The 25,962-nt window shown below is 61.7% G+C and carries 24 protein-coding genes; 15 read left to right on the top strand and 9 right to left on the bottom strand.

The window, feature by feature from the left end; all coding sequences use genetic code 11:
* The first annotated feature begins 1 nt into the window (after position 1).
* The 5 genes from AC1D11_RS06840 to AC1D11_RS06820 all read left to right on the top strand — a co-directional run bounded on the left by AC1D11_RS06840 (position 2) and on the right by AC1D11_RS06820 (position 5,280).
* Positions 2-1,039 (top strand): ABC transporter ATP-binding protein, encoded by a 1,038-nt coding sequence (locus AC1D11_RS06840; protein WP_477649678.1) that lies wholly within the window; start codon positions 2-4, stop codon positions 1,037-1,039.
* A gap of 83 nt (positions 1,040-1,122) precedes the next feature.
* The gene (dalD, locus tag AC1D11_RS06835; protein ID WP_477649684.1) at positions 1,123-2,526 is read left to right on the top strand and encodes a D-arabinitol 4-dehydrogenase; all 1,404 of its coding nucleotides are present in this window, start codon (positions 1,123-1,125) and stop codon (positions 2,524-2,526) included.
* Entirely contained in the window at positions 2,523-3,311 is a 789-nt protein-coding gene (locus AC1D11_RS06830; RefSeq protein WP_477649679.1) for an L-iditol 2-dehydrogenase, read from the top strand. The genes dalD and AC1D11_RS06830 overlap by 4 nt, the downstream gene beginning before the upstream one ends.
* A gap of 41 nt (positions 3,312-3,352) precedes the next feature.
* Positions 3,353-4,321, top strand: coding sequence for a carbohydrate kinase family protein (locus tag AC1D11_RS06825; protein WP_477649680.1), 969 nt, complete (start codon positions 3,353-3,355; stop codon positions 4,319-4,321).
* Between the two features lie 11 nt (positions 4,322-4,332).
* Positions 4,333-5,280, top strand: a complete 948-nt coding sequence (locus AC1D11_RS06820) for an AraC family transcriptional regulator (protein WP_477649681.1) — start codon at positions 4,333-4,335, stop codon at positions 5,278-5,280.
* A gap of 216 nt (positions 5,281-5,496) precedes the next feature.
* Here the strand turns inward: AC1D11_RS06820 and AC1D11_RS06815 are convergent, their stop codons facing one another.
* The 3 genes from AC1D11_RS06815 to AC1D11_RS06805 all read right to left on the bottom strand — a co-directional run bounded on the left by AC1D11_RS06815 (position 5,497) and on the right by AC1D11_RS06805 (position 8,438).
* Positions 5,497-6,204, bottom strand: a complete 708-nt coding sequence (locus AC1D11_RS06815; RefSeq protein WP_477649682.1) for an OmpW/AlkL family protein — start codon at positions 6,202-6,204, stop codon at positions 5,497-5,499.
* A gap of 198 nt (positions 6,205-6,402) precedes the next feature.
* On the bottom strand, positions 6,403-8,055 hold the full coding sequence (gene groL / locus AC1D11_RS06810; protein ID WP_411877453.1) for a chaperonin GroEL: 1,653 nt from the start codon (positions 8,053-8,055) through the stop codon (positions 6,403-6,405).
* Positions 8,056-8,147: 92 nt separating this feature from the next.
* Positions 8,148-8,438: a co-chaperone GroES gene (locus tag AC1D11_RS06805; protein WP_007872916.1), complete on the bottom strand. Its 291-nt coding sequence runs from the start codon at positions 8,436-8,438 to the stop codon at positions 8,148-8,150.
* Between the two features lie 442 nt (positions 8,439-8,880).
* On the opposite strand from AC1D11_RS06805, the gene AC1D11_RS06800 reads away from it, so the two are divergent.
* The 3 genes from AC1D11_RS06800 (at position 8,881) to AC1D11_RS06790 (ending at position 12,494) form a co-directional block, all read left to right on the top strand.
* The gene (locus tag AC1D11_RS06800; RefSeq protein ID WP_477649278.1) at positions 8,881-10,383 is read left to right on the top strand and encodes an ATPase domain-containing protein; all 1,503 of its coding nucleotides are present in this window, start codon (positions 8,881-8,883) and stop codon (positions 10,381-10,383) included.
* Complete coding sequence (locus AC1D11_RS06795; RefSeq protein WP_477649279.1) at positions 10,384-11,877, top strand: hybrid sensor histidine kinase/response regulator; 1,494 nt, start codon at positions 10,384-10,386, stop codon at positions 11,875-11,877.
* 413 nt (positions 11,878-12,290) lie between these two features.
* Positions 12,291-12,494, top strand: a complete 204-nt coding sequence (locus tag AC1D11_RS06790) for a hypothetical protein (protein WP_477649280.1) — start codon at positions 12,291-12,293, stop codon at positions 12,492-12,494.
* A 232-nt stretch (positions 12,495-12,726) separates the two neighbouring features.
* On the opposite strand, the gene metK is transcribed toward AC1D11_RS06790, so the two are convergent.
* Positions 12,727-13,908: a methionine adenosyltransferase gene (metK, locus tag AC1D11_RS06785; RefSeq protein ID WP_477649281.1), complete on the bottom strand. Its 1,182-nt coding sequence runs from the start codon at positions 13,906-13,908 to the stop codon at positions 12,727-12,729.
* A 178-nt stretch (positions 13,909-14,086) separates the two neighbouring features.
* Here metK and AC1D11_RS06780 point away from each other — a divergent pair, with 178 nt between their 5' ends.
* Together AC1D11_RS06780 and AC1D11_RS06775 are read left to right on the top strand one after the other, a co-directional pair.
* Positions 14,087-14,947, top strand: coding sequence for a lysophospholipid acyltransferase family protein (locus tag AC1D11_RS06780; protein WP_477649282.1), 861 nt, complete (start codon positions 14,087-14,089; stop codon positions 14,945-14,947).
* Complete coding sequence (locus tag AC1D11_RS06775; protein WP_477649283.1) at positions 14,944-15,840, top strand: lysophospholipid acyltransferase family protein; 897 nt, start codon at positions 14,944-14,946, stop codon at positions 15,838-15,840. The genes AC1D11_RS06780 and AC1D11_RS06775 overlap by 4 nt, the downstream gene beginning before the upstream one ends.
* An 88-nt stretch (positions 15,841-15,928) precedes the next feature.
* On the opposite strand, the gene AC1D11_RS06770 is transcribed toward AC1D11_RS06775, so the two are convergent.
* On the bottom strand, positions 15,929-16,843 hold the full coding sequence (locus tag AC1D11_RS06770) for an alpha/beta fold hydrolase (RefSeq protein ID WP_477649284.1): 915 nt from the start codon (positions 16,841-16,843) through the stop codon (positions 15,929-15,931).
* Between the two features lie 100 nt (positions 16,844-16,943).
* The gene (gene yihA / locus AC1D11_RS06765) at positions 16,944-17,672 is read right to left on the bottom strand and encodes a ribosome biogenesis GTP-binding protein YihA/YsxC (protein WP_477649285.1); all 729 of its coding nucleotides are present in this window, start codon (positions 17,670-17,672) and stop codon (positions 16,944-16,946) included.
* A gap of 209 nt (positions 17,673-17,881) precedes the next feature.
* Here yihA and AC1D11_RS06760 point away from each other — a divergent pair, with 209 nt between their 5' ends.
* A complete protein-coding gene (locus tag AC1D11_RS06760) occupies positions 17,882-18,553 on the top strand; it encodes a c-type cytochrome (protein WP_477649286.1) in 672 nt (223 codons plus the stop codon).
* Here AC1D11_RS06760 and AC1D11_RS06755 read toward each other — a convergent pair.
* Positions 18,550-18,753, bottom strand: coding sequence for a hypothetical protein (locus AC1D11_RS06755; RefSeq protein WP_477649287.1), 204 nt, complete (start codon positions 18,751-18,753; stop codon positions 18,550-18,552). The genes AC1D11_RS06760 and AC1D11_RS06755 overlap by 4 nt on opposite strands.
* On the opposite strand from AC1D11_RS06755, the gene AC1D11_RS06750 reads away from it, so the two are divergent.
* From AC1D11_RS06750 to AC1D11_RS06735, 4 genes are all read left to right on the top strand, one after another.
* Positions 18,752-20,971, top strand: coding sequence for a cytochrome c biogenesis protein ResB (locus AC1D11_RS06750; protein ID WP_477649288.1), 2,220 nt, complete (start codon positions 18,752-18,754; stop codon positions 20,969-20,971). The genes AC1D11_RS06755 and AC1D11_RS06750 overlap by 2 nt on opposite strands.
* Entirely contained in the window at positions 20,968-22,344 is a 1,377-nt protein-coding gene (ccsB, locus tag AC1D11_RS06745) for a c-type cytochrome biogenesis protein CcsB (RefSeq protein WP_477649289.1), read from the top strand. The genes AC1D11_RS06750 and ccsB overlap by 4 nt, the downstream gene beginning before the upstream one ends.
* Before the next feature lie 91 nt (positions 22,345-22,435).
* Positions 22,436-23,434, top strand: coding sequence for a protein-methionine-sulfoxide reductase catalytic subunit MsrP (gene msrP, locus AC1D11_RS06740; protein ID WP_477650974.1), 999 nt, complete (start codon positions 22,436-22,438; stop codon positions 23,432-23,434).
* A gap of 160 nt (positions 23,435-23,594) precedes the next feature.
* Entirely contained in the window at positions 23,595-24,260 is a 666-nt protein-coding gene (locus AC1D11_RS06735; protein ID WP_477650973.1) for a protein-methionine-sulfoxide reductase heme-binding subunit MsrQ, read from the top strand.
* A gap of 49 nt (positions 24,261-24,309) precedes the next feature.
* Here the strand turns inward: AC1D11_RS06735 and lysA are convergent, their stop codons facing one another.
* Together lysA and lptM are read right to left on the bottom strand one after the other, a co-directional pair.
* On the bottom strand, positions 24,310-25,593 hold the full coding sequence (gene lysA, locus AC1D11_RS06730) for a diaminopimelate decarboxylase (RefSeq protein WP_477649292.1): 1,284 nt from the start codon (positions 25,591-25,593) through the stop codon (positions 24,310-24,312).
* Between the two features lie 162 nt (positions 25,594-25,755).
* The gene (gene lptM / locus AC1D11_RS06725) at positions 25,756-25,962 is read right to left on the bottom strand and encodes an LPS translocon maturation chaperone LptM (RefSeq protein WP_477649293.1); all 207 of its coding nucleotides are present in this window, start codon (positions 25,960-25,962) and stop codon (positions 25,756-25,758) included.

The following is a 25,962-nucleotide window of genomic DNA, read 5'->3' as shown; positions in this document are numbered from 1 at the left end:
TATGGCTTATCTGGAACTCAGGAACATCGAGAAAAGTTTCGGGGAAACCCAAATCATCCGCGGTGTTGATCTTGAAATCAACAAGGGCGAGTTCATCGTCTTTGTCGGTCCTTCGGGTTGCGGAAAATCGACACTGCTGCGCCTCATCGCTGGGCTTGAGCCCATCACCAGGGGCAACTTGCTGCTGGACGGCAAAGACATCACCTGGACGCCTTCGGGCAAGCGTGACCTGGCGATGGTGTTCCAGAGCTACGCGCTCTACCCGCACATGAGTGTGTACGACAACATGTCCTTTGCGCTCAAGCTTGCGGGCGTGCCGAAGGACGAGATCCAGGCCAAGGTCGAGTACGCGGCCAAAACGCTCAACCTCACCCAGTACCTGGGCCGCACACCGAAAGACCTGTCGGGTGGGCAGCGGCAGCGGGTGGCGATTGGCCGCGCCATCGTGCGCGCGCCCAAGGTGTTTCTGTTTGACGAGCCCTTGTCCAACCTGGATGCCGCGTTGCGCGGCAATACGCGCGTCGAAATCCACAAGCTGCACCGTGCGCTCGGCGCAACGACCATTTACGTCACGCACGACCAGGTCGAAGCCATGACGCTGGCCGACCGCGTGGTGGTTCTCAGGGACGGGCTGATCGAGCAGGTCGGTACACCGCTCGAGCTCTATGACCACCCGGCGAACCGGTTTGTCGCGCAGTTCATCGGCATGCCGTCGATGAACATGGTGGCGGCGAGCGCGATTCCGAGCTTCTCGGCGGCCACGGGTGGGCGCCTGCCGAGCGATGGTTTCCTGGGCGTGCGGCCGGAAGGCTTGCGCGTGCATCCGAAGCAGGCCGCTGCTTTGGGGGTGCAAGGCCGCGTGGAGCTGATCGAGGCACTCGGTGCCGACACCCTGATTCACGTCGACGTCGGCGGCGTGCCGTTGATAGCGCGCCAGAACGAACGGACACCGCTGCATGCAGGTGACGATGTAGCGGTCGAGCTCGACCCTTCAGTGCTTCATCTGTTCAACCGTGAAGGCCGTGCGGTTCCGGCCTGATTTTCTTTTTTTCCTCGGACAATCCCTTGACTCTCGCAACAGCGCTTCTTGCGCAAACGCCACCGGCGCCTTCGGAATTCACGGTGCTTCACCTTGGACTGGGTTCATTTCATCGCGCCCACCAGGCCGTCTATCTTCAGCGGCTGATCGATGCGGGCGATACCCGTTGGTCACTAGTGGGCGCCAACATCCGGCCCGATATGGCCGAGGTCGTCGCGGCCTTGCAGGCACAGGGCGGGCGTTACACGCTGGAAACCGTATCGCCGGCCGGCGAGTACCGCTATGAACAGATTGAGGCCATCCGCGAAGTGCTTCCCTGGGAAGACTCGCTGGCTGCGGTGATCTCTCGCGGCGCGGCGCCCTCCACGCGCGTCGTTTCATTCACCGTGACCGAGGCAGGCTACTACCTCGACACGAAAGGCAGGCTGGACCTGTCTTTCAATGATCTCGCGGCAGACCTTGAGCGCGCACGCCGCTGCGAAGCAGGAGGGGCGGGCGTGACAATCTACGGCGCCGTCTGCGCGATCCTGCGCGCGCGCAAGGCGGCGCAGGCCGGCCCGGTCACCCTGCTCAACTGCGACAACCTGCGCCACAACGGCGACCGCTTCGGTGCCGGGTTGCGCGAATTCATCGAACTCACAGGCGATACCGGGCTGCTTTCGTGGGTCGCGGGGAACACCCGCTGCCCCAACACGATGGTCGACCGCATCACGCCGCGTCCGCCACCCGAGCTGCGCGCTCGCGTCAAGGCCGCCACGGGGCGGGATGATGCGGCCGCGATCACTGGTGAGAGTTTCATCCAGTGGGTGATCGAAGACAATTTCGCGGCCGGGCGCCCCGACTGGGGCCGCGTGGGCGTGGAACTGGTCGAATCGGTGCAGCCCTACGAGGAGGCCAAGATCCGCATCCTCAATGCCACGCACAGCTGCATTGCGTGGGCCGGCACATTGGTCGGGCTGAATTTCATTCACGAAGGAACACACCACGCGGTAATCCGGAAGATGGCCTACGACTACGTGACCGACGACGTGATTCCCTGCCTGAGTTCTCCCGACACTCCCGGGCCGATCGACCTCGCGGCATACCGCGATGTGGTGCTCGAGCGCTTTGGCAACCCTGCTATCCGCGACACCAACCAACGCGTGGCAGCGGACGGTTTTTCGAAGATTCCAGGGTTTATCGCGCCCACGGTACGGGAGCGGCTCGCCGCGGGACAGCCCATCGACAGCGTCGCAATGCTGCCTGCGCTGTTCCTTGTTTTCCTGCGGCGCTGGCACCGGGGCGCGCTGCCCTATGCCTACCAGGACCAGGGTATGGACGAGGCCGTGGCCCGCGCGATCTGCGACGCTGTCGATCCTGTGCGCGCGCTGTGCTCCGACGCGGGGCTATGGGGGAGTGCCGCAGGCGATACCCGGCTGACCGATGCCGTGCGCGGCGCGATCGGGCGAGTAGCCGGTTTTGTCAATTCAGGGGTTAAAAGAACATGAGCGAACGTCTGAAGAACCGTCATGTGCTTCTGACAGGCGCCGGTGGCGGCATCGGTCTGGCGGTGGCTGAAGCCTGCATCGCCGAGGGCGCGCACTGCAGCGTGGTCGACCGGGTAGTGGCGACGCCTGAAGCCGTGCAGGCACTGCAGAAACGTCATCCCGGCCGCGTGGCCTACATCGCGGCGGACGTGACGGAAGCCCAGGCGATTGCGCGCCTGCTGGCGCAGGCACAGGCCGCTTTTGGCCCCATTCATACCCTGTTCAACAACGCGGCCGTATTCGATCTCGCGCCCTTGCTCGACAGCGATGAGGCTTCTTTCGACAGGCTCTTTGCCGTCAACGTGAAAGGCATGTTCTTTGTCATGCAGGCCGTGCTTCGTCACATGGTCGAGGCCGGCACTCAGGGCGCGTCGGTCATCAACATGGCCTCGCAAGCCGGGCGGCGCGGCGAGGCCCTGGTGTCGCACTACTGCGCCACCAAGGCCGCGGTCATCAGCTATACCCAGAGCGCCGCATTGGCCATGGCGCCGCATGGAATCCGCGTCAACGGCATTGCACCCGGTGTGGTCGATACGCCGATGTGGGACCATGTCGACAGCCTCTTCGCCAGAGCAGAAGGGTTGCCACCGGGAGAAAAGAAGCGGCGCGTGGGCCTCGAAGTGCCGCTCGGCCGCATGGGTGTACCCGCTGACATCGCGGGAGCGGCCATATTCCTTGCCAGCGACGAGGCGCGTTACATCACGGCGCAGACCCTGAATGTCGATGGCGGCAACGTCATGAGCTGATTTGGCCGACGACGGCGCCTTGCATTGACCGACAATCCATCATGCGCATTGCAATCACGGGCGAAGCCCTGATCGATTTCACCGCCAGCGAGGCGGGCACGCTGGCGTTTCTCGGCCACGAGGGCGGCTCGCCGCTCAACACGGCTGTCGCCTGCGCACGCCTCGGACAGCCCACTGGCTTCCTCACGCAACTGTCGACCGACCTGTTTGGCGAACGCCTGATGCGTTTTCTCGAACGCAACGGCGTGGACACCCGTTTCATCCTGCGCAGCCCCGCGCCGTCGACCCTGGCCTTCGTTGAGCGCACACCACAGACCAACCGCTATGCCTTCTACACGCACGGCAGCGCCGATGCGACCTGGGCACCCGAACCGCCGCCGCAGTTGCCGGCGGAATGCCGCTTTCTGCATTTCGGCTCGATCGCGCTCCTGCAGGAACCAGCTGCCGCGCGCATCACCGGGCTGATGGCCGCCAACGCCGGGCGCCGTGTGATTGTGTTCGATCCCAACGTGCGGCCGAGCCTGATTTCCGATATGACAGCCTACCGCGCGCGCGTCATGAGCTGGTTTGCGATGGCCGATCTGGTCAAGCTCAGCGACGAAGATGCCGGACTGCTGGCGCCCGGCAGACCTGTCGATGCGCTGGCAGCCGATTGCCTGCGGGCCGGCGCCCGAGCGTTCATCGTCACGCGCGGCGCCGGCGGTGCCACGCTCTGGCGCACAGGGCACGAGCCGTTGACCGTGGCGGCACCGCGTGTTGAGGTGGTCGACACCATCGGCGCGGGCGATACTTTTACGGCCGGGCTTTCAGTCTCGCTGCTTGCGCATGACGTCGAACACCCGGCCCAGCTTGGCAAGCTGAGCGGCGACGCCTGGCACGCAGTGATGCGCTTTGCTGCCACGGCCGCCGCATTGAACTGCACCCGCGAAGGTGCCGATCCGCCCACGCTGGAAGCCGTTCACGCTGCGCTCGTGCGGGAGGACAATGAGGCCGTTGCGTCCCGGTCCTGACCCAGGCTGCCATGACAACGTCCACATCCAAACGCCCGATCCCCCGTCAGCGCCAACCCGAGCTGGAGCGCGATATTGCGCGCTCCCCATCACTGGGTTACGAGGCACCTGAAACCGGTCTGGTGCGCTGTCTTGCACACGGCTTTCCGAGCCCGTTGGTACGCTGGCATTTTCATGAAGAGTATGAACTGCACCTGATCACGGAGACTTCGGGAAAAGCGTTTGTCGGCGACTGGATCGGACCGTTTCAGCCCGGTCATCTGGTGTTGTGCGGCCCTCGCCTGCCGCACAACTGGATTTCGCTCGACGCCCCCGAAGGCGGCGCTGCGGGACGCGACCGGGTGATCCAGTTCCACCACGAGCCCATCGAGCGCGCGGCAACCGGAATTCCTGAATTGCGCGAAGTGATGGAGCTGCTCGAACGGGCACGTCATGGCATCGAGTTCTTCGGCATGTCGCAGCAGGCGCAGACGCACTGGGACAACATCAAGGCCGCGCGCGGCGTGCGCCGCCTCGGCCACTTTTTTGAGTTCATGGCCGACCTGGCGCAATGGACGGACTACCGGTTGCTGTCGAGCGTACAGATGCAGGGCACGCAGGGCGCTGATGGCGACGCGCAGGTCGACCAGATCAACGGCATCGTCAACCGCATTACCGCCAACATGGCGGAGCCCATCTCGATGTCGGTCGTGGCGGCCGAGCTCGGCATGAGCGAGAGCCGCTTCAGCCGCTTCTTCCAGCGCTCCACCGGCAACAGCTTTACCGACTTCGTCAACCGTGTGCGGATCAACAGCGCCTGCCACCTGCTGATGCAGACCGACCACAACGTCACCGACATCTGCTATCAGGTCGGTTTCAACAATGTTGCAAACTTCAACCGGCGTTTTCTGGAGATCAAGGGCATGACGCCTACCGAGTTCAGACGGCAGGCCGACGGCCGTTTTGGCCGGTCACCCTGATTTTTCTGACGGTTTTAATCCTGGTCGGAGGCCATGCATCTATTTGGGCCTTAACCCCGGGCACTTCGGAGTCCGAGCCGCTTAGCCTCGCGACCCTGGCAGAGCGGCACAAAATTTTCGGACCTTTATCCGCGTTGCGCTCCAGCCTTGCGGCCTGCGCTCCTGACGAGGGCCTGCATTCGAAGTGCGATCTTGCTTCAGGAAGCAAGCGTGAAATTAAAACTTGTACCCCAGCTGCAAGGTGAAGCAGTTGGGGTCAAGGCCCACATCAATGGTCTGGTTGGTCGTGAGCGTGCCGCGGGTTTTCAGGAAGGTCTTGGCATAACTCGCTTCCACAAACCATTTTTTGTCGAGATTGAAGATGCCCCCAACTTGCAAAGTGGGTGCCAGTTTCGATTTGAAAGACACGCCTGTGGCAGGACCCCCTGGGTTGGTCAACGCAGTCAGCATGGCCGAGCCGCGTTCCTTGTAGAACTTCACATAGGAAAGGCCGGCGCCCAGATAGGGGCGAAACCGGGCGTCGACATCAAGAAACCGGTATTGGGCAATCAGCGTGATGGGCAAAGCCCGGGTCTCGGCCACCTTGCCGACACCGGTAAGCACGCCTGCGCCGCTGACGTCATGCCTGAAACCCAAGCCCACCGGCAGGTGTAGGCTGACGTGATCAGTGACCATGTAATTCACTGCGGCGGTTAAGCGGGTGTTGCTGCTGACGTCCACCTTGGCATCTGGAATAACGCCTGTCCCGGATGGCGCCGAAAGGCTGCCGCTGTCTACCGAGGGCGCAATGCGCGTGAACCCTGCCGAGATGGACCAGGTTCCGGCCTGTTGTGCAAAAACATGTGCTGAAGAGGCCGCAAAGACGGCCGCCATGAATATTTTTTGGGTGGTATTCGCGACATCGCGCGGGGTGAGGAAAGTCATCCGAGGGCTCATGAGAAATCATGGTAGCGGCTAGCGCCGGCATGCAGCATCTTCCATTCCATTTTTGTGAAGAGACTGTGGTGCGGCCGACGAAGGGCCTTGCTGCGTGTAAACATTTTTCGTACAAAATGAAGCGGCAATAAAAAAAAGGGCCGCGAAAGCGGCCCTTTTTGATGGAGCGAGAAGCTCAGGCAGGTATTACATGCCCATGTCGCCCATGCCGCCCATTCCACCCATGCCGCCTGGCATGCCGCCGCCAGCGCCGGACTCTTCCTTCGGAGCCTCGGCAATCATGGCTTCGGTCGTCAGCATCAGCGATGCGACGGAGGCTGCGTTCTGCAGTGCGGTGCGGGTGACCTTCGTGGGATCCAGGATACCCATTTCGATCATGTCGCCGTAGGTGTCGTTGGCTGCATTGAAGCCATAGTTGCCCTTGCCGGCCAGAACAGCGTTCACCACCACAGAGGCTTCGCCGCCTGCGTTGTAAACGATTTCGCGCAGGGGGGCTTCAATGGCGCGCAGCACCAGCTTGATACCGGCATCCTGGTCAGGATTGTCGCCGGCGATCTTGCCTGCAGCTTGCTTGGCGCGCAGCAGAGCCACGCCGCCGCCGGCCACAATGCCTTCTTCCACGGCAGCGCGGGTTGCGTGCAGTGCGTCTTCCACGCGGGCCTTCTTTTCCTTCATTTCGACTTCGGTGGCAGCGCCAACCTTGATCACGGCAACACCGCCGGCCAGCTTGGCCACGCGCTCTTGCAGTTTTTCACGGTCGTAGTCGCTGGTCGCTTCTTCGATCTGGACGCGCACTTGCTTGACGCGTGCTTCGATGTCGGCAGCGGCGCCGGAGCCGTCGATGATGATGGTGTTTTCTTTGCCCACTTCGATGCGCTTGGCCTGGCCGAGGTCAGCCAGCGTCACTTTTTCGAGCGACATGCCGACTTCTTCAGCGATGACCTTGCCGCCGGTCAGGCAGGCGATGTCTTCCAGCATGGCTTTGCGGCGGTCGCCGAAGCCAGGAGCCTTCACAGCCACAACCTTCAGGATGCCGCGCAGGGTGTTCACGACCAGAGTTGCCAGGGCTTCGCCCTCGACTTCTTCGGCAATGATCAGCAGCGGACGGCCAGCCTTGGCAACTTGCTCCAGGGTAGGCAGCAGGTCACGGATGTTGCTGATCTTCTTGTCGTAGAGCAGAACAAAGGGGTTGTCCAGCAGTGCGGACTGCTTTTCAGGGTTGTTGATGAAGTAAGGGGAGAGGTAGCCGCGGTCAAACTGCATGCCTTCAACGACGTCGAGTTCGTTTTGCAGGGACTTGCCGTCTTCCACGGTGATCACGCCTTCTTTACCAACCTTGTCCATCGCGTCGGCAATGATCTTGCCGATGGATTCGTCGGAGTTGGCCGAGATGGAGCCGACCTGGGCAATTTCCTTGGAGGTGGTGGTGGGCTTGGAAGCCTTCTTCAGCTCTTCGGTCAGGGCCAGCACGGCCTTGTCGATACCGCGCTTCAGGTCCATCGGGTTCATGCCGGCGGCCACGTATTTCATGCCTTCGCGGACGATGGCTTGTGCCAGAACGGTGGCGGTGGTGGTGCCGTCGCCGGCGTTGTCAGAAGTCTTGGAAGCGACTTCCTTGACCATCTGCGCGCCCATGTTCTGCAGCTTGTCCTTGAGTTCGATTTCCTTGGCGACGGACACACCGTCCTTGGTCACCGTGGGGGCGCCGAACGAGCGCTCCAGAACCACGTTACGGCCTTTAGGGCCCAGGGTTACCTTGACGGCGTTGGCCAGGATGTTCACACCCTCGACCATGCGTGCGCGGGCTTCGCCGCCGAAAATTACGTCTTTTGCTGCCATGATGCAGATTCCTTAAAGTTTATGGATGAAATCGCCTGCCAGCCCATATATAACGTGCGCCAGCAGCTATCAAATAAATAGCAGAAGAGAGATTACTTCTCGACCACTGCAAACAGGTCTTCTTCTTTCATGACGAGCAGTTCGTCGCCGTCGACCTTGACGGTCTGGCCGCTGTATTTGCCGAACAGCACGCGGTCGCCGACCTTCACGCCCACGGGGCTCAGTTCGCCCTTGTCGTTCTTCTTGCCTGGGCCAACGGCCAGCACTTCGCCTTGATCAGGCTTTTCAGCGGCGCTGTCAGGAATGACGATGCCGGAAGCGGTTTTGGTTTCGTTTTCCACGCGTTTGACGATCACGCGGTCGTGCAAAGGACGAAGTTTCATGAGAGCTCCTTGTTTGAGAACAATGGTTTTAGAGGAATCAAAAGGCTCACAAAAGAAGTGAGTGCCTGTTAACTTGGTGGTGTGACAGTGCTTTGTTAGCACTCAATACCATCGAGTGCTAATCATAGAGGCAATCAGGCCTGTTTTCAAGGTGGCGCTGCTGAAAACCGCTGTTTTGGTGCTTTACCCGTGAACCGGACTGATTCTCGGATTCCCACCCCCGGGCCTTCCGGCGGCGTCCCGGAGGGGCAGCGGAGCAACGCTGATGGGAGACTAAGGGACGGCGTGTCGTCCTACGCTCAACTCAGGCTCTGCAAACCAGGGATTTTGGAGGCTGCTGGCTACCATTTATCCAGGTGTTACAAGCCGCTTCGTTCTTTAACGGGGTGTTGCGGATTGTTCTTTCCGTGCCATGTTGGCTCACAACCGCATCCCTGTAACCATGACCACAAAGACCTCAACCGGGCTTCAGTTCCTTTCAACCGGCATCCCAGGCTTGGACAACATTCTGGGAGGCGGGCTCATCAAGGACCGCATTTACCTGATCGAAGGCGAGCCTGGCACCGGCAAGACCACCACCGGCCTGCAATTTCTGGTGGAAGGCGCCCGGCAGGGTGAGTCCGTCGTGTACATCACACTGGCCGAAACGGCTGCAGAACTGGCCGGGGTTGCCGAGTCCCATGGCTGGGACATGGGGGGCATTCACATCCATGAGGTACTGCCGTCTGAAAACCTGCTGATGCCGGAGGCGGAATACACCATGTTCCACCCTTCGGAGGTGGAGATGGGCACCACCACACAGATGATTCTGTCCGTGATTGAAGAGCGAAAACCGACCCGGGTGGTGATTGATTCCCTCTCCGAATTGCAATTGCTGGCCGATACGCCGCTGCGCTATCGCCGCCAGGTGCTGGCGCTCAAGCAGTTCTTCGCCAGCCGTTCCTGCACCGTGATGTTGCTCGACGACCGCACGGCTGCCGGCATAGACCTTCAGGTGCGCAGCATTGCGCACGGTGTGATCACGCTGGACCAGTCCGTGAAGGACTACGGGGCCGAGCGGCGCCGGGTGCGCGTGGTGAAGTACCGCGGCATCGCCTTTCGTGGCGGCCTGCATGACTACGACATCCAGTACGGGGGCCTGTGCGTGTACCCGCGCCTGGTGGCGGCCGAGTCGCGGGTGATGGGAAAACGGGAACAGCTCAAAAGCGGCCTCACCGAGCTCGACACCCTCCTTGGCGGCGGCCTGGAAGAGGGCACGAGTACTCTCATCGCCGGGCCTCCCGGTACCGGCAAGTCGTCGCTGGCAGCCCAGTTTGTCACTGCCGCGGCGCAGCGCGGGCAGACCAGCGCCATGTTCCTGTTTGAAGAAGCGGCCAACAATTTGCTGAACCGCGCAGACGGCCTGGGCATGAAAATCCGCGAGCCCTATGAAAGCGGCGTGCTGAGCATTCAGCAGATTGACCCGGCCGAGCTGTCCCCCGGGGAGTTCACGACCGTGGTGTGCCGGGCCGCAGACCGGGGCTGCAAAGTCATCGTCATCGACAGCATCAACGGTTACCTCAATGCCATGCCGGACGAGCGTTTTCTGACAACGCATTTGCACGAATTGCTGACCTACCTGGGCCAGCGCGGTGTGGTGACCATCCTGATAGGCGTTCAGCAAGGCATGCTGGGCGGCCAGATGTCCACCACGGTGGATGCCAGCTACCTCGCCGACAACGTGCTCATGTTGCGTTACTTCGAGCACGACGGTGAAGTCAAGCAGGCCGTTTCGGTGTTTAAAAAGCGTGGCAGCCTGCACGAGCGCACCATCCGCGAATTCTCGATGTCGCACAAGGGCATCCATGTCGGCGCGCCGCTGCGCGGCTTCCGCGGCATTCTGACGGGGGTGCCCGTCTACCTCGGCAACGATCCTGAGGTGGGTGCTGCCCGCGGAGCAAGATAGGTGGAGCGGCGAATCGTCATTTGTGCGCCCACGGGCCGGGATGCGACGCTGACTGCCAGAGTGTTGCAGTCGGTGGGAATCCACAGCATCGTCTGCGCGAACAGCGACGAACTTATGACGCAATTGCCGCTGGGTGCCGGCGCCCTCTTGCTGGTGGAGGAAGTCGTCAGCGGTAGTGGCATGCGGCCATTGGCCGAATACGTCGCATCACAACCCACCTGGTCGGACATACCCATTTTGCTGTTGACACGCAGCGGCGCAGACTCACTGGATGTGCAGCGCGCGGTCGAGCACCTGGGTAACGTGACACTGGTGGAGCGGCCGGTGCGCACCATTGCCCTGATTACCGCAACCCGCTCAGCCGTGCGGGCGCGCGAAAGGCAATACCAGGTTCGCGATGCCGACAAGCGCAAGGATGAATTCCTCGCCACGCTGGCGCATGAGCTGCGCAACCCGCTGGCGCCGATCCGCACATCCATGGGCATCCTCAAGCATCTTTATCCGGAGGTGGGCCAGATCACGCAGCTGCGCAATGTGGTGGACCGCCAGGTGGCGCATCTGACGCGCCTGGTGGATGACCTGCTGGACGTGGCCCGCATCACCAGCGGCAAGGTCACCCTGAAAAAGGGGCAGATCACGCTGCAATCAGTGATCAACCATGCGGTGGAGATTTCCGGTTCCGCCATGGAAAGCAAGCAGCACCGGCTGGACGTGCAGGAGCCGGACGCACCGTATCTGCTGGATGCCGATCACGCGCGCCTGGTGCAAAGCGTTGCCAACCTTCTGGTCAACGCCGCCAAGTTCACGCATCCAGGCGGGCATATCGTGCTGCGCGCGGAAGTCGAGGGGCCTGTGGTGACTTTCCGCGTCGCCGACAACGGCATCGGGCTTGAGGCGTCTTCTCTGGCAAAGATATTTGACCTGTTTGCCCAGACGCCCGTGCCTGGCGAGGCGCCGACCGGCCTGGGGATCGGTCTGAGCCTGGCCAGGCAGTTTGCCGAGATGCACGGCGGCACTCTGCACGCCAGCAGTGAAGGCCTGGGTCATGGCAGTGAGTTCGTCCTGGCGCTGCCGGTGGTTCTGGAGGGCGGGCAGCCTGTAGCGCCTGTGCAAGTGGCGGGCTCCGTCCGGTCCGGAAATGCCAAAAAAATCCTGGTGGTGGACGACAACGTGGATGCGGCCAATACCTTGGGCGCTTTGCTTGGCATGGACGGTTTTGCAGTAACAACGGCGTATGACGGTGTGGCCGCCGTTGCCGCAGCCAGGGCCCACAGGCCGGACGTTATCGTCATGGACATCGGAATGCCCGGCATGAACGGGTACGACGCAGCACGCTTGATCCGTCAGCAGCCGGCCGCTGAAAACATGGTCCTTATTGCGCTCACCGGCTGGGGACAGACAACAGACAAAGCCCTTGCCAGTCTGGCCGGGTTTAACCATCACCTGGTCAAACCGGTGGATTACGAAAGCCTGATGTCCTGCCTCGTTGCCTGACGCAGGTAAAAACAGCGGCCGGAAGCAGGGAATTGAAGCTCCAACCAGGGAAGTGCTGCCTGATTCGAGCTTGTCCTACACACATTTCCTATCCCGCTGACGCATCGTGGCCAGGCGTGAACCTACAGTCAAAATCCAGCCACTCAAAGCCTTCATTGGCGCCGCCATGTTTCTAGACAGCTTTCCCCTGCATGAACCAGAAATCCGGGCAACCCGGCCTGTGCGCGAAGTCGCCATGGAAGCGGGGAAATCCCGCAGTGCCTGGCCGTTCATCGTTACCGGCAACGGTTTTGGTGTGTCGCACGCTGCCCGTGATTCCCGGGGGGGAATGCCATCAATGTCGGCATCCGCATTTCCCGCCGCGGATCCCGGCAGCTTTGTAACCTGACGTTCAGCGACACGAAGGACGCAAGATGGGTCTGAAAAAACGCATCGATCCAAAGAGTGATGGTGACCGCAAGAACGGGTCAGCCGCACGGCCTGACCCCATATCTGCCGAGGAATACGGCAGAGAGGGCACCAACAAGACCATCGCGCAGCCCAAGGCCGACAACGCGCCTTCCGAAGAATTGGGCAATACCCCGCATGTCGGGAAAAGCCCGTACACGCGCGGTTGAACTGCGCGGGGTCGATCTCCTGGATTAGCGAGCGGGAGGGACCTCTTAGGTTTTGACTTCGCTGCGCGAAGTGAGCCTGCGCTGAAAGCCAGATAAGCTCGCTTCGCTCAGGGCCTTACAGGCCCGCAGCCGCGCGAAGCGCAGCTGCCTTGTCCGTCTTTTGGTCGCCACTAACATCGCTGCGCGATATGAGTGTCGCCCACCTACCGATACCGGGCGTTGCCCAGCGGCCTTACAGGCCGGCTGCAGCGCGCAGCGCAGCAGCTTTATCGGTACGTTCCCACGTAAATTCCGGCTCGTCGCGGCCGAAGTGGCCGTAGGCTGCCGTCTTTTCGTAGATGGGGCGCAGCAAGTCCAGCATCTGGATGATGCCCTTGGGGCGCAGGTCAAAGTGTTCGTTGACGAGAGCCGAGAGTTTCTCGTCGGAGATCACGCCGGTGCCTTCGGTGTAAACAGTCACATTCATGGGGCGGGCTACGCCGATGGCATACGCCACCTGGATCTGGCACTGGCGTGCGAGTCCTGCGGCCACAATGTTCTTGGCCACGTAGCGGGCTGCGTAGGCGGCCGAACGGTCCACCTTGCTGGGATCTTTGCCGCTGAACGCGCCGCCGCCGTGCGGGCAGGCACCGCCGTAGGTGTCGACGATGATCTTGCGGCCGGTCAGGCCGCAGTCACCCTGAGGACCGCCGATAACGAAGCGACCGGTCGGATTGATCAGGTACTTGGTGTCCTTGAGCCACTCTTTGGGCAGCACCGGCTTGATGATCTCTTCAATGATGGCTTCGGTGAACGAGGCCTTCATTTTGTGCGCGGTGTCGCTCTGGTCGGGGCTGTGCTGGGTCGACAGCACCACGGTGTCGATGCTGTGGGGTTTGCCGTCCACATAGCGCATGGTCACCTGGCTCTTGGCGTCAGGGCGCAGGAAAGGCAGGCGTCCGTCTTTGCGCAGCTGTGCCTGGCGCTCGACCAGGCGGTGTGCGTAATAAATCGGCGCGGGCATCAGGTCCGGCGTTTCGTCGCAGGCATAGCCGAACATGAGGCCCTGGTCGCCGGCGCCGATGTTCAGGTGGTCGTCGGAAGCATGGTCCACGCCCTGGGCGATGTCGTTGGACTGCTTGTCATAGCAGACCATGACGGCGCAACCCTTGTAGTCGATGCCGTATTCGGTGTTGTCGTAGCCGATGCGCTTGATGGTGTCGCGGGCGACCTGGATGTAGTCGACATGCGCGTTGGTGGTGATCTCGCCGGCCAGCACGACGAGGCCGGTGTTGGTCAAGGTTTCGGCGGCGACGCGGCTGCGCGGGTCCTGTTTGAAAATTGCGTCAAGGATCGCGTCGGAAATCTGGTCGGCGACCTTGTCGGGATGGCCTTCAGAGACGGATTCGGATGTAAAGAGAAAATCGTTCGCCATTGCGTACACTCCATGAAGTTTGTCGGCGCGTTGCCGGCCTGGAATGCCTCGGCGAACGCTTTAGCAGTTTGGTTTAATGTCGCCCTGCAAGTTGTTCAGTAACTCGGCGACAGCCAACATTATATGGCGGCTGTTTTTTTGGCCGGCGTAACCTTTCGATACCCCTTTCACCTGATTCATGCCCTGGTTGTTCCGTTTCTTTTCCCTCTGGCCGCTGGCCGCCCTGCATGCGCTGGGCGGCATGCTGGGGTGGCTGGTGTGGGGCTTGAGCCCGCGCTATCGCGCACAGTTCAGGGCGCATGTGGCGCAGGCCGGGCTGCCATTCGTGGTCGCCCGCCCGGCGATTGCCGAGGCTGGGCGCTTTATTGCCGAACTGCCCAAGCTGTGGATGCGGCCGGCTTCGGAATCCTGCCTGGGCAATGTCCGCGTCGAAGGCCAGGTGCATGCGGAGCAGGCTTTTGCCGAGGGCCGCGGTGTGATTTTTTTCGGTCCCCATTGCGGCAGCTTCGAGCTGGGCCCTCAGGCGCTCGCCGAACTGTATGGGCCCATCACCGCGATTTACCGGCCCGCGCGCAAGGCCTGGCTGGCCCGGCTGGAACGCCTGGCGCGCGACCGGGCCAACCTCACCGTCGTGCCCGCGTCCCTGAGTGGCATTCGCCTCATGCACAAAACCCTCAAAGCCAACCAGGCCGTGGCCTTGCTGACAGACCAGGTACCACCTGAAGGCCTGGGCGTATGGGCGCCGTTTTTTGGCAAGCCGGCCTACACGATGACGCTGGCCGCTCGGCTGGCGCTGCAAAGCGGTGCGGTGCTGCTGCCCGTCAGTTGCGAGCGCCTGGCCCGCGGCAAAGGGTATTTCCTCAAGATATGGCCACCGGTGCAGGGGATGGACGCCTCGGATTCCGGCGCGCGCGCCGACCTGCTGCATGGGGTGACACAGATCAACCGGGCGATCGAAGCCATTGTGCTGAGCCAGCCGGGCCAGTATTTGTGGGGTTACGCGCGCTACAAGACACCACGCAAGGAAACATCCCTTTGAAGACTCCCCGCCAGATGGCCAGCCGGATCGTGACCCGCGGCGGCATTGCTTTCATGAGGGTGTTGGCCCTGCTGCCGCTGTCCTGGACCCGCGGCCTGGGCGTGTTGTTCGGCTGGATTTTGTATGCGGTGGTGGGCTCACGGCGGCGCGTGGTGGCCACCAATTTCGCGCTGTGCTTTCCTGGTTATCCGGCCGCAGAACGGCGCCGCCTCACGGTGCTGACATTTGTTTTTTTTGCCCAGGCCTGGCTGGACCGCGCCTGGCTCTGGCATGCACCCCAGGCATGGGTGCAGCGGCGCGTTAGGGTAACGGGTGCCGTGCAGGAACTGGAAGGTAATGAGCCCACGGTGATATTCCTGCCGCATTTCGTCGGCCTGGATGCGGCATGGGCCGGTGTGGCGCTGCAGATGCCGCGGCCCTCGACCACCATTTACACCGACCAGTCGAACAAACTGGTGGACCGCTGGATACTGCGGGGCCGTCGGCGTTTTGGCAACCTGCGGCTTTTTGGCCGGGGTGACGGCGTCAAGCCCATTGTGGCTGCGCTTCGGGAAGGGCAGCCGCTTTACCTGTTGCCCGACATGGACTTCGGCCCCGACGATTCGGTGTTCGTGCCTTTTTACGGCATACCAACCGCAACGGTCCCGTCTCTGTCTCGATTTGCACGCCTGGGCCGCGCCAAGGTGCTGCCCCTGTTGCCCCGAATCACCCCGACGGGCTATGAGGTGGAGGTGCTGCCGGCCTGGGCGGATTTCCCCAGCGACGACCCGGTGGCCGACACCGCGCGCATGAATGCGCAGCTGCAGGACTACATCAACACCATGCCCGCCCAGTACTACTGGGTGCACAAGCGCTTTAAAACCCGGCCCGAAGGCGAACCGTCCCTGTATTGACGGCGGGCGGGTTGGGGTCGGAAATTTAGGAAAAAATGCCTTGTGGCCAGGTGGGGCGAGCGCGGTCGGCTATTAAATCAATAGCAATCTAGCGGCGCAGGAAATCCTGCAGGTGGGCCGCCACCAATGCGGGCTGCTCGTGCACGATCCAGTGGGTTGCGCCTTCGATGCGGCGTAAATCCATCTGCGGCACATAGTCGCCCAGGCCTTCCAGCAGCGCGGGCGGCAAGGCCGTATCGCCCAGCGCCCAGAGCACCAGCGTTGGCAGGTGGACTTCCAGCATGTCACGCGGAATGTTTACTGCGGCGGCCGCCGGGTCGTTGTGCGGCGGCCCGGGCCGGGGCGGGCGCAAGGGCGAAGCCCGGTAGTAATTGCAGGGGCCTGTCAGGCCCAGGCGCCAGATTTCGCGGTATTGGTCCTTGACGGTTTCGGTCAGCCACGCGTGCGGCCCATCGACCGCGCCCATGTTGGCAAAAAAATCCCAGAGCCGCCGAAAGTCGTCTTCGGCCAGCAAGGCTTCGGCGTCGGGGCGAATCAGGAAGTTCATGTAGGCACTGGCGGCTTGTTGCGCCGGCGAATGCTGCAGTTCGCGCAGAAAAGTGCCGGGGTGCGGCGAGTTGATGATGGCGAGCTTTTTCATCAGCGCAGGATGAGCCGCAGCCAGGTTCCAGGCCACCGCGCCGCCCCAGTCATGGGCCACAAGGCATTCCAGTTGGCCACCTTCCAGCGCAATCAGCGCTGCAATGTCCTGCACCAGGTGTTTGGGCCGGTAGGCGGCCACGTCCGGCGGTGCGCTGGAATGTTCAAACCCGCGCAGGTTGGGCGCCACACAGCGAAAGCCGCCGTTTTCGGGCCGCGCAAAGTGTTCCAGCAAGCCGTCCCAGACAAAAGCGGCTTCCGGAAAGCCGTGCAGGAACATCAGGACAGGGCGGCCTTTTTCACCCGCAGTCCGGCAAGACAATGTGATGCCGTGGGGCAATATGTGCAAGCTGGTGGCTATCATTTGCTATATTTTTTATAGCTGCTCGCGCCCGTTCCTGTTGGGTTAAAGCCGCTTTTCCTTAAAAAATCAAGGCCCCGGCACCCACTGCGGCTGAAACTGCTCAGTCGTTGATCTCAGGCAGCTCTTCAGGCGCTGGTTTGGCGGGTTTTACCGGCTTCTCTGCCGGATGGGCCCAGTCCCACAAATGCTGGGCGACTTCCTCGACACCGCGGCGCTTCAGCGAAGAAAAGAGTTTGACGTCTCCGCCGCCGGCCTGCAGTCGCACAATGGACAGCGCCTTGGCCGCTTCGGTCTTGTTGAGTTTGTCGGACTTGGTCAGCAGCACCAGGAACTTCAGGCCGTCTTCCACCCGCGGCCGGATCACGTCCAGCAGGATTTCGTCGAGCTCGGTCAGGCCCAGGCGCGGGTCGCACAGCAGCACCACGGCCTTGAGGTTGTCGCGCGTCTGCAAATAGTTGCCCATCACCTGCTGCCAGCGGTACTTGGCTTCCTTGGGCACGGCCGCATAGCCGTAGCCCGGCAGGTCGGCCAGCACGGCGTCCGTCACACCCTGTTTGCCCAGGCTGAAGAGGTTGATGCTCTGCGTACGGCCCGGCGTCTTGGAGGCGAACGCCAGCCGGTGTTGCTGCGTCAGCGTGTTGATGCAGGTGGATTTGCCGGCGTTGGAACGGCCGACAAAGGCGATTTCCGGCACGTCGACACGGGGCAGGTGCTTGAGCTCGGGCGCTGTCGTGAGAAATTTGGCAGTGTGCAGCCAGCCCATCGCGATTTTGGGATCGGGCACGCCGGTTGCGGCTACAGGTTGTTTGGACGGAGAGGGTGAGGTCATGATCGGGCGGTCCCTGGAGATCGGTTGCACGCTACCGGCATGCGTTGGAGGGAGCAATGGCTTCGGGGGCGGAACCCGTTAAGCGCTGAGGCGGTGCGGAGCTGCTGGCCCGTTGCCGCGGCAAGACCCGAATAATCGGGGGTGCCCTGAAGCCATTGTAAAATCAGAAAGTTATAAGTTTTGTGCGCCAACCAATTAAAACCCCCGATATGAAGCTGTTCGTTACTTCTCTCCTGGCCGCCTTGCTGGCCGTGCCTGCTGTGTCGTCTTTTGCTGCCGGCGAAGCCGCACCTGCACATGGCGCCGCTTCGGCTCCTGCAGCAGCCCCGGCCAAGGTTGCCAAGCCTGATCTGGTCAAGGGCGAGGCCAGCTTCACCGCAGTTTGCGCCAGCTGCCACGGTGCTGACGGGAATTCCGGCACCCCTGCCAACCCCAAGCTCGCGCAGCAGCACCCGGAATACCTGGTCAAGCAGCTGCAGGAGTTCAAGGCCGGCAAGCGCAAGAACCCCATCATGCAAGGCTTTGCGGCTGCACTGTCTGAAGACGACATGAAAAACATCGCTTACTGGGCGACGTCCAAGAAAGCCAAAACCGGCTTTGCCAAAGACAAGGAACTGGTCGCACTCGGCGAGCGGATCTACCGCGGCGGCGTGCAGGACCGCCAGATCGCAGCCTGCGCGGGCTGCCACAGCCCCACGGGCGCCGGCATTCCTTCCCAGTATCCCCGCCTGAGCGGCCAGCATGCTGAGTACACGGTGACGCAGTTGACGGCTTTCCGTGACGGCGGCCGCGGCAACAGCCTGCCCATGAGCCAGGTGGCTGCCAAGCTGAATGATCGTGAAATCCGTGCGCTGGCCGACTACATTGCCGGCCTGCGTTAAGCAAAGTACAGCAAAGGACTGGCAGGCGAGCGTTTTTTTGCTGAAAGTACCCGCAGGTTGCCTGCAGTATTGAACCCAAGCCTCCAAAACCAATCACACCAAGGCGGGTCTTTCTGATGAAAGCCCGCCTTTTTTCTTTGTCCCTTCTTTTTCTGGTTCGCAGGCTTTCCTGAGCCAACCGCAGGTTCCATTTCAAGCATGACAGTTTCCACCGAGGGTATGAAGGTCAATTGGGGCTCCCGCAGCTGGCGGGCGGCGGTGGAGCTGCTGTCGTCCATGCGGTTTTCCATTTCGCTGCTGACGGTGATCTGCATCGCATCGATCATCGGCACGGTGCTCAAGCAGGCGGAGCCGCTGGGCAACTACGTGAACCAGTTCGGTCCGTTCTGGGCGCAGGTGTTCAGCCTGCTCAGCCTCAATACCGTGTACAGCGCCTGGTGGTTCCTGCTGATCCTGGCTTTTCTGGTGGTCTCTACTTCCTTGTGCATTGCGCGCAACGCGCCCAAGATCTTCGCGGACCTGAACCAGCTCAAGGAAAACGTCCGGGAGCAAAGCCTCAAGGCCTTTGGCCATCGTGCCGAGGCTGCATTGGCCGAGTCACCCGAAGCGGCTGCGCGCCGCATTGGCCAGACGCTGGTGCAAAGCGGCTGGAAGGTGAAGCTGCAGCAGCGCGCCGGCAACGGCTGGATGGTGGCGGCCAAAAAAGGCGCGGCCAACAAACTGGGCTACATCGCGGCGCACAGCGCGATCGTGCTGGTCTGCGTGGGCGGCCTGCTCGACGGCGACATGATCGTGCGCGCGCAGATGTGGCTGAACGGCAAGTCGATTTATGCCGGCGGCGGCCTGATTGCCGACGTGCCGGCCCAGCACAGGCTCAGCGACAAAAACCCGACGTTTCGCGCCAACCTGCTGGTGGCCGAAGGCACGCAGTCCAGCACCGCCATCCTGAACCAGCCCGGCGGCGTATTGCTGCAGGAGTTGCCGTTTTCCATTGAGCTCAAGAAATTCATCGTTGAGTACTACTCGACCGGCATGCCCAAGCTCTTTGCCAGCGACATCATCATCCACGACAAGGAAACCGGTGAAAAGATCCCGGCGCGGGTGGAGGTCAATCACCCGGCCAATCACCGCGGCATTGAGATTTATCAGTCGAGCTTTGACGACGGCGGCTCCAGCGTGACGCTCAAGGCCATTCCGATGGCTGCGGCGAGCAAGCCGTTTGAAATTCAGGGCACGATTGGCGGCTCCAGCGGTCTGACCAACGGGCAGGGCGAAGGCGCCGAAAAGCTGACACTCGAATACACCGCGCTGCGAGTCATCAACGTGGAAAATTTTGCGTCGGGCGGGAGCATGGGTTCCGGCGCGGATGTGCGCAAGGTCGACCTGCACCAGGCGATTGACACGCGGCTGGGTGCGGCAAACAAGACCGTGACGCAAAAAGAGCTGCGCAACGTAGGCCCCAGCGTGAGCTACAAGCTGCGCGATGCCTCCGGGCAGGCCCGTGAATTCCACAACTACATGCTGCCGGTCAAGACGGACCCGGCGGAAGACAGCCCGGCGGTCTACCTGATGGGTGTGCGCGAAACACCGTCCGCACCCTTCCAGTACCTCCGGATCCCGGTGGACGCCGAAGGCAGCATGGAGACCTTTTTGCGGCTGCGCGCGGCGCTCGCCAATCCGGCGCAGCGTGAGCTGGCGGTCAGGCGCTACGCGAGCCAGGCCATTGGCCGGGAGCGGCCGGAACTGATGCAGCAGCTCGCCGCATCGACGTCGCGGGCGCTGGCTCTTTTTGCCGGTGACGTTGCAGATGCAGCAGGCGCCGCGCAAGGCTCGACGGGCAAGCCCAAAACCGCTGCAGGCCTGCAGGCCATCTCTGATTTCATGGAAGCCAATGTGCCCGAGGCCGAGCGCAACCGCGCCGGCGAGGTGCTGATCCGCATCCTCAACGGTGCCTTGTTTGAGCTGACGCAGATGACCCGCGAACAAGCGGGGCTCAAGCCGCTGGGCCAGGATGAAAAAACACGGGCCTTCATGTCGCAAATGGTGCTGAGCCTGTCGGACGCCAATTTCTATCCCGCGCCCATGGCGTTTGAGCTGAAAGACTTCACCCAGGTCCAGGCCAGTGTGTTCCAGGTGGCGCGTGCACCGGGCAAGACCATCGTCTACCTGGGCTGTGCCTTCCTGATCCTGGGCGTGTTCGCCATGCTGTACGTGCGCGAACGCCGTGTCTGGGTCTGGCTGGCGCCGCGCGGCGCAGGGGGCGGTCAGGCAGAAGATGGCAATGTTGCGGGTTCAATGCCAGAATCGGCCGAAAGCCACAGTCAGGCCACCATGGCCTTGTCGACCAACCGCAAGACCATGGACGGCGACAAGGAGTTTGAGATGTTGAAAACGAAACTGTTGCAGGCGCCTTTATGAATACCTCCACGATCAACAACACCGCGGTGAGCACCACCACGCTGAAGGCGGGTGGCGACAGTACGCTGAGCCTGAACGAGGGCTATTTCGCCCGCCGCAATGTGCTGGACTGGGTATTTGCCGCGCTGGTCGCCGGCGGCTTTCTGTATGCCTTCGCCCGTTACAGCGGCTTCATGGATGTCTATGAAAAAGGCATCCTGTTTGCGGCCATTCCGGCGGCTATCGCCATGGGCTGGTTCTGGCGGCCGTTGCGGGTGCTGATGATGGTGGTCAGCGCTTTCGCACTGCTGGGCATCGCTTCTTACCAGGGTGATTTGGCGCGCGCCGAACAGGTGTTCTGGCTCAAATATTTCCTGTCAAGCCAGTCGGCCATTTTGTGGATGAGCGTGCTGTTCTTCATGAGCACGATTTTTTACTGGCTGGGCATGTTCGCCAAAGACCAGAGCAGCACGCTGGAGTCGCTGGGCTCCAAAATTGCGTGGGTGGCGATTGGCATGGCGCTGATCGGCACGCTGGTGCGCTGGTACGAAAGCTACCTGATCGGCGCCGACGTCGGGCACATCCCCGTCAGCAACCTGTACGAGGTGTTCGTGCTGTTCTGCTGGATGACGGCGGCGTTCTACCTGTACTTTGAATCGCAGTACAACACCCGCGCTCTCGGCGCTTTCGTGATGCTGGTGGTCAGTGCCGCGGTCGGTTTTTTGCTCTGGTACACCGTGATACGCGAAGCCCATGAAATCCAGCCGCTGGTGCCTGCCCTCAAAAGCTGGTGGATGAAGCTGCATGTGCCGGCCAACTTCATCGGCTACGGCATGTTTTCGCTCGCTGCCATGGTGTCGCTGTCCTATCTCATCAAGCAGCAGGCCGGTGAAACGCGCTGGCACCGGCTCACGCCACTGTGGCTGCTGGGCGTTGTGCTGTGCTTCGTGCCCATCGTGTTTCGCAGCAAGTCGCCGGCTGAAGTGGGCGGCAGCTATTACTGGGTCGGTTACCTGGCCGTGTCGGGGCTGATCGCTGCGGGCATCTTGCTGGGCCGCAAGCGCATTGCTGCGCGCCTGCCCAGCTTTGAGGTGCTGGATGACGTGATGTACAAGGCCATTGCCGTCGGCTTTGCCTTTTTCACCATTGCCACCGTACTCGGCGCCTTGTGGGCGGCCGAAGCCTGGGGCGGCTACTGGAGCTGGGACCCCAAGGAAACCTGGGCGCTGATTGTCTGGCTCAACTACGCGGCCTGGCTGCATATGCGGCTCATGAAGGGCCTGCGCGGCACCGTCGCCGCCTGGTGGGCGCTGGTCGGGCTGGCAGTTACCTCGTTCGCTTTCCTGGGCGTCAACATGTTCCTGTCGGGACTGCACAGTTACGGAACCTTGTAGCTGCCGGCGAGTCTTTTAGAAGCCCTGGCTGAATCCCTGTAAGAAGTTGCTGCGTATTCAGACTAACCCTCAACGGATTTCAAGGACTCACATGCTCATCAAGACCCATGCCGATGGTTTCGACCACCTCGTTCCCAGCGAGATTACGCCACGCGGCGTTTACCACGGCCGCCGCGACCTGATCAAGCTGATGGCCACAGGTGCCGCGGGCGCGGCCATGGCCAGCTGGGCGGGCCGCCAGGCGATGGCACAGACGGTACAAAAACCCGGCAAGCTGGCGGCGCTGGCCGGCGGCAAATCGGCGGTGGCCGGTGCGGTGACCATGGAAAAGATCACCGACTACAAAGACGCCTCCACCTACAACAATTACTATGAGTTCGGCACCGACAAGGCCGACCCAGCCAAGAACGCCCACACGCTGGTGACCAAGCCCTGGTCGGTGGCTGTCGAAGGCCTGGTCAAGCAACCCAGGACCTACACGCTCGAAGACCTGCTAAAGCTGGCGCCGCAGGAAGAGCGTATTTACCGCCTGCGTTGTGTCGAGGGCTGGTCCATGGTGATCCCGTGGGTGGGGTATTCGCTGTCGGAACTCATCAAGAAGGTCGAGCCGCTCGGCAACGCCAAATACGTTGAATTCGTCACCCTGGCCGATCCCAAGACCATGCCGTTTGTAGGCTCTCGCGTGCTCGACTGGCCTTATGTGGAAGCCCTGCGCATGGACGAAGCCATGCACCCGCTGGCGCTGCTGGCTTTCGGCATGTATGGCGAAGTGCTGCCCAACCAGAACGGTGCGCCGGTGCGCATGGTGCTGCCCTGGAAGTACGGCTTCAAGAGCGGCAAGAGCATCGTCAAGATCCGCTTTACCGACAAGGAGCCGCGCACCGCCTGGAACAAGGCTGCTGCGCAGGAATACGGCTTTTATTCCAACGTGAACCCTGATGTGGATCACCCGCGCTGGAGCCAGGCCACCGAACGCCGTATCGGTGAAGACGGCCTCTTTGCCAAGAAGCGCAAAACGCTGATGTTCAATGGCTATGAGGCGCAGGTGGGCCAGCTTTACGCTGGCATGGACCTCAAGAAGAATTTCTGACTGATATGGCCCCCACGCTTGTCGCTTCGCGTACTGCGCTGCCCCCCGAGGGGGCCGCTGCGCCTGCGGCCCGGCAAAGCCGGTTCCGCGGCCCCTGCTTGTTTGGGGCGCACGCTGCGCTGCGTTTCGATGTAGGTCGACCCGGCGGTGGATTGCTGTGATGTCGACAGCGCAAAAATACTTGCTACACCCTGCGGCCAAACCGGTGCTGTTCCTTGTCTGTTTGCTGCCCTTTGCCTGGCTCTTCTACGGCGCCTTCACCAACCAGCTGGGCGCCAACCCGGCTGAGGCGCTGATCCGCGCCACGGGCGACTGGACGCTGCGCTTTATCTGCATCGTACTGGCGGTCACGCCGCTGCGGGTCATCACCAGCACGCCTGCACTGGCGCGCTTTCGGCGCATGCTGGGGCTGTTCGCGTATTTCTATGTAGTCATCCACCTGCTGAGCTACAGCTGGTTCGACATGGGCTTTGACTTTGCCGATATTGCCAAAGATATTGCCAAGCGGCCGTTCATCCTGGTCGGATTTTCGGCCTTTGTGTTGCTGACACCGCTGGCGGCCACGTCCTTCAATGCGGCCATCAAAGCCATGGGTGCCAAACGCTGGCAGTGGCTGCACAAGCTGGTCTACCTGATCGCCGGGCTGGGGCTGCTGCATTTTTTCTGGATGCGCGCCGGCAAGAACAATTTTGCCGAAGTGTTTGTTTACGCCGCGATCATCGCCGTACTGCTCGGCTGGCGCGTGCAGCAGTTCTTGAGGAAAAAGAGGTTGAAGCCCATATACGATGTGCGCAACCACTATCATAATGATAGCGGTGTGCGCTGATCGACACTGATCCGATGAGGCGCGCGCTTGCCCCGGGCGTGGTTCCGGATTAACCCGCTACCAGCTGTTCCTGCCGCATCTGGTCCTCGGCGGTTTCCCGGCGGCGTATGAGGTGCACTTCGCCACCATCAACCAGAAGTTCAGCGGCCCGGCCACGTGTGTTGTAGTTGCTGGCCATGCTCATGCAGTACGCACCTGCCGACATCACGGCCAACTGGTCACCCGCCGCGACAGACAACACGCGGTCGCGGCCTATCCAGTCGCCGCTTTCGCAGACCGGGCCCACGACGTCATACGTCGCTTCGGCGGTCTTGCCCCCGGCCAATACAGGCACGATGGCGTGGAAAGCCTGGTACATCGCGGGGCGCGGCAGGTCGTTCATCGCTGCATCGACGATGCAGAAGTTCTTGTGCTCGCCCGGCTTGACGTAGAGCACTTCCGTCAGGCAAACCCCTGCATTGCCGACCAGCGAACGGCCCGGCTCGATCATCAATTTTTTACTGCCGTAGCCGCGCGCGTCGATCTTCGCGAGCAGCTGCTGCCAGAGCGCGTCGGCTTCGGGAGGGGTGTCGTTGTTGTAGTTGATGCCCAGGCCGCCGCCGAAATCGATATGTTCGAGCGGGATGCCCGCGGCTTCAATGGCCGCTACCAGGTCGAGCACCCGGTCCATGGCGTCAAGATACGGTGTGGTGTCGGTGATTTGCGAGCCGATGTGGCAGTCGATGCCGACGACCTGCAAACCTTTCAGTGAGGCCGCGTGCCGGTAGATGCGCAGCGCGTCTTCGTGCGCCACGCCGAACTTGTTGTCTTTAAGGCCCGTGGAAATATACGGGTGCGTCTTGGGGTCGACATCGGGATTGACGCGAATGCTGACCGGCGCACGCATGTCCATGGCGAGAGCCACCCCGGACAGCACGTCCAGCTCGGCTTCGCTTTCGACATTGAAACAACCGATACCGGCATTCAGGGCCTGGCGCATTTCACTGCGGGTTTTGCCCACACCTGAAAAAATGATCTTCCGGGCTTCGCCACCAGCGGCCAGTACGCGATTGAGTTCTCCGCCCGAAACGATGTCGAAGCCGCAACCTGCCCGGGCAAACGCCTGCAGGATGCCGAGGGAGGAGTTGGCTTTCATGGCATAGCAAATTTGTGCGTTGCGCCCTGCAAAGCCACGCTGGTAAGCCGCCAGCGCCGAAAGCATGGCCGCCTTGGAATACACAAACAGCGGCGTGCCGTGTGCCGCGGCCAGATCGCCAAGCCGGACATTTTCAACAAACAGCTCGGTATCGCGGTAAGCGAAATGGGGGTGGCCGGGGAGAGGTTGGCGGGTCATGAAGAATGGGCTTTGAAGCGGTTGGAGTTATTGGCAACTATCTTAAGGAGCGCAGGGCTTGCGCGCCATGATCGATTGACGGCATGAACGGTCGGGCACCTTTAGATTGAAGGCCCAGCCACCGGATGGCCTGAATCTTCAATGAATCGGCCAGGTTGCAGGTCAGCGAGCGGCTGACGCCGGCGTCGCAGGCGCGGCAGCCGGCGGCGCTGTGGTGGCCGTGGCCGGCACCTTCGGGGGAACTGGCAGGTAAAGTGGGCCTTTTTGTCCACAACCGGCCAGCAAGGCCGCGCCGACCACAATTGCGGCAAGGCTATAGCGAGAGACCGAAGAGCGGTTGCGGCCTAAAATTTGAGCTGAAGAAACCAT

Source organism: Polaromonas sp. P1_E11, assembly GCF_056405995.1.
Note: the sequence above shows the minus strand (reverse complement) of the source record. Positions and strands in the feature narration are given on the sequence as shown.